Source organism: Anaerolineales bacterium, from assembly GCA_022866145.1.
Taxonomy (GTDB): Bacteria; Chloroflexota; Anaerolineae; order Anaerolineales; family E44-bin32; genus PFL42.
The window spans coordinates 1-2539 of record JALHUE010000410.1 but is presented as its reverse complement, the minus strand read 5'-3'; the positions used below and the strand labels follow the sequence as shown (position 1 = coordinate 2539).

At 67.4% G+C, this 2539-nt stretch carries 4 protein-coding genes; all 4 read right to left on the bottom strand.

Features of this window, described 5'->3' with window-relative positions:
• Positions 1 to 891 (bottom strand): NAD-dependent epimerase/dehydratase family protein (locus MUO23_12275; protein MCJ7513734.1); only part of this gene is annotated, 891 nt, incomplete at its 3' end.
• 82 nt (positions 892 to 973) lie between these two features.
• Positions 974 to 1633: a response regulator transcription factor gene (locus MUO23_12270; GenBank protein ID MCJ7513733.1), complete on the bottom strand. Its 660-nt coding sequence runs from the start codon at positions 1631 to 1633 to the stop codon at positions 974 to 976.
• Between the two features lie 85 nt (positions 1634 to 1718).
• Positions 1719 to 2204, bottom strand: coding sequence for a hypothetical protein (locus MUO23_12265; protein MCJ7513732.1), 486 nt, complete (start codon positions 2202 to 2204; stop codon positions 1719 to 1721).
• A 100-nt stretch (positions 2205 to 2304) separates the two neighbouring features.
• The coding region (locus MUO23_12260) for a hypothetical protein (GenBank protein MCJ7513731.1) at positions 2305 to 2539 on the bottom strand (235 nt) is incomplete at its 5' end.

The window sequence follows — 2539 nt, the reverse complement described above, 5'->3', positions numbered from 1 at the left end:
GGCAAGCCCTGACCCCAAGGCGACCTCGGCGCTCCACCCCAGAACCTCGGCGGCATGGCTGGAGTCGAGATAGATGTGACGCGTTTCGCCGTGCTTGGCCGGGCCGTGGGAGGGCGCCAGCCTGTAGCCCGTAGCGCGCTTCAGGTGTCCAAACACCTCGTTGATCGAAGTGCCGACGCCGGTGCCAATGTTGAACGTGCCGCAAGCCTCGCCCAAGCCGGTGGCCAGCAGGTTGGCCCGGGCAACATCCCCGACAAACACGAAATCGCGGGTCTGCTCGCCGTCGCCGTTGACCACGATCGCCTCCCCCGCCAACATCTTCGCCGTGAAGATCGCCACCACGCCGGCTTCGCCCAGCGGGTCCTGGCGCGGGCCATACACATTGGCATAGCGCAGGATGGAATACGGCAGGCCGTAGAGCGCAGAGTACATCTCGAGGTAGTGCTCGAAGGCGTGCTTGCTGGCGCCGTAGGGGCAGATCGGCCGGATCGGATGGTCTTCACGGCAGGGAAGCTCCACAGGCTCACCGTAGACCGCGCCGCCGGTGGAGGCGTAGAGGAAGCGCGAGACCTGCTGCTGGCGGGCGCACTCGAGCACGTTCAGCGCTCCCAGAATGTTGGTGCTGGCATCCATCTGGGGGTCAGCCACCGAGCGGCGGACGTCGATCTGGGCGGCGTGGTGATTCACGATCTCAGGCCGCTCGGCGGTGAAGACGTCTCTCAACTCGGGGCTGCGGATGTCCATCTCAATCAGGCGCAGGCGGCGATCGAGGTTGTCCACGCTCCCGCTGGAGAGATCGTCGACGACCAAGACCTGCGCCCCAGCCTCGAGGTAGGCGTCGGCGACATGCGAGCCGATGAACCCGGCCCCGCCCGTGATCAGGACCTTCATGCGTACGGCCTCCAGGAGCGCCGGCCGCTCACCGGGCGCGGGCCATGAACCCGCGGCGGCTGGCCGCGGCCAACGGCCAACCTCAGCTGCTCAGTCCCATCCGCATCGCCAGGATGGCGGCCTGAGTGCGGTCGGAGACGCCGAGCTTGGAGAAGATGTTGTGGACGTGGGTCTTGACCGTGTTTCGGCTGACCCCGAGTGAAGCGGCGATGGCGTTGTTGTCCAGCCCTTCCGCCACCAGCCGCAGCACGCGCGTTTCCTGCTCGGTCAGGTCGTTGGCCGATCGCCGCTGGAAGCCGCGGTTCTCGATCGCTGCCCGGCTGCTGGTGTCGAGCGCCGCCTGCAGCAGCTGCCGGTCGACGATCGCCTCGCCGGCGACCACGGCCCGCACTGCCTCCGGGATGCCCTTGACATCCGCCGATTTGGAGAGAAAGCCGGCCGCACCTTTGGCCACGGCCTGCGCCAGGTACTCGGGCGTGTCGAAGGAGGTCAACATGATCACGCTGACCGGCAGCCCCTGGTTCTTGACCTCCGCCAGGGCCTCCAACCCGTCCATGTCGGGCATGCGGATGTCGAGGATCAGGACATCCGGTTTGGCGGCCACCGTCAGCTCGACCGCTTGTCGGCCGGTTGAACCCACGCCGACGACTTCCATACCGCCGCGCTCGAGCACCATGCGCAGCCCCTGACAGATCAGCCCGTGGTCATCGGCGATTACCACCCGGATCTTGCGTTCTTCCATCGTCGCCTCGCAAGGTCGCTATCGATGATATGCAGATTCCCCGGTTCGCGCCAAGGCCCGTTTGACCCTGACCCCGGGGCGGCTGCTAGGCCCCATCCGGCCGCCTGCCGGCGGTTGCCAGTCCCCGGATCGCCGGGAGTCCGTCCTCCAGCAGGCTCGCCAGAGTTTCGCCCAGCGAGCGATACCCGGCCTGCGGGCCGCCGTGCGGATCGTCGATGTCGAATTCGCCGCCCACGGCCTCCGACAGCCGGTGAACTTTGCCGGCTTGTGCCGGGCAGGCTGTCTGCAGCTCGTGCTGGTGCTGCTTCTCCATCGTCAATACCAAGTTGAACTCGGCGAGCAGGTCACACGACGCTGGTTGTGAGAGATGTCGGCTCAGATCCAGGCCGCGGCGGCGCGCCTCTTGTTGGCTGTAGTCCGTCGCCGGCAAGCCGGGGATCGCCCACGTCCCGGCCGACGCCACTCGCCAGGTCTCCTCGGGCGCCTCGCCGGCCACCAGCTGGCGCAAGATCACCTCCGCCAGCGGCGAGCGGCATTGATTGGCGCTGCACACGAAGAGCACCGACGGCATGATCAGCAGCCTGCCCGTTCCCGCCCAGGATCGCCCTGCGCGGCCCGGGAGACCCGCCACCGGCAGCCACAATGGGCCGACAAGATCCCAGGCCAAGCTCTCATGGCAGGCGTTCGACCAACGCCACATCGACCTCAACCGGAACAAACCGGTTGTTCAGCATCCGCAGCAGAACTCGCACGCGCTCGCTGCCCGGGAGCTTGACGTCGAAGATCCCTTCGTAGCCTTCAAACATCCCCTGGCGGATCAGCACCCTCTCGCCGCGACGCAGGCCTGCCAGCTGGAGACCGCCGGCCTCCCAGACTTCCGTCAGGCGGGCCGCCAGGGCCCGGATG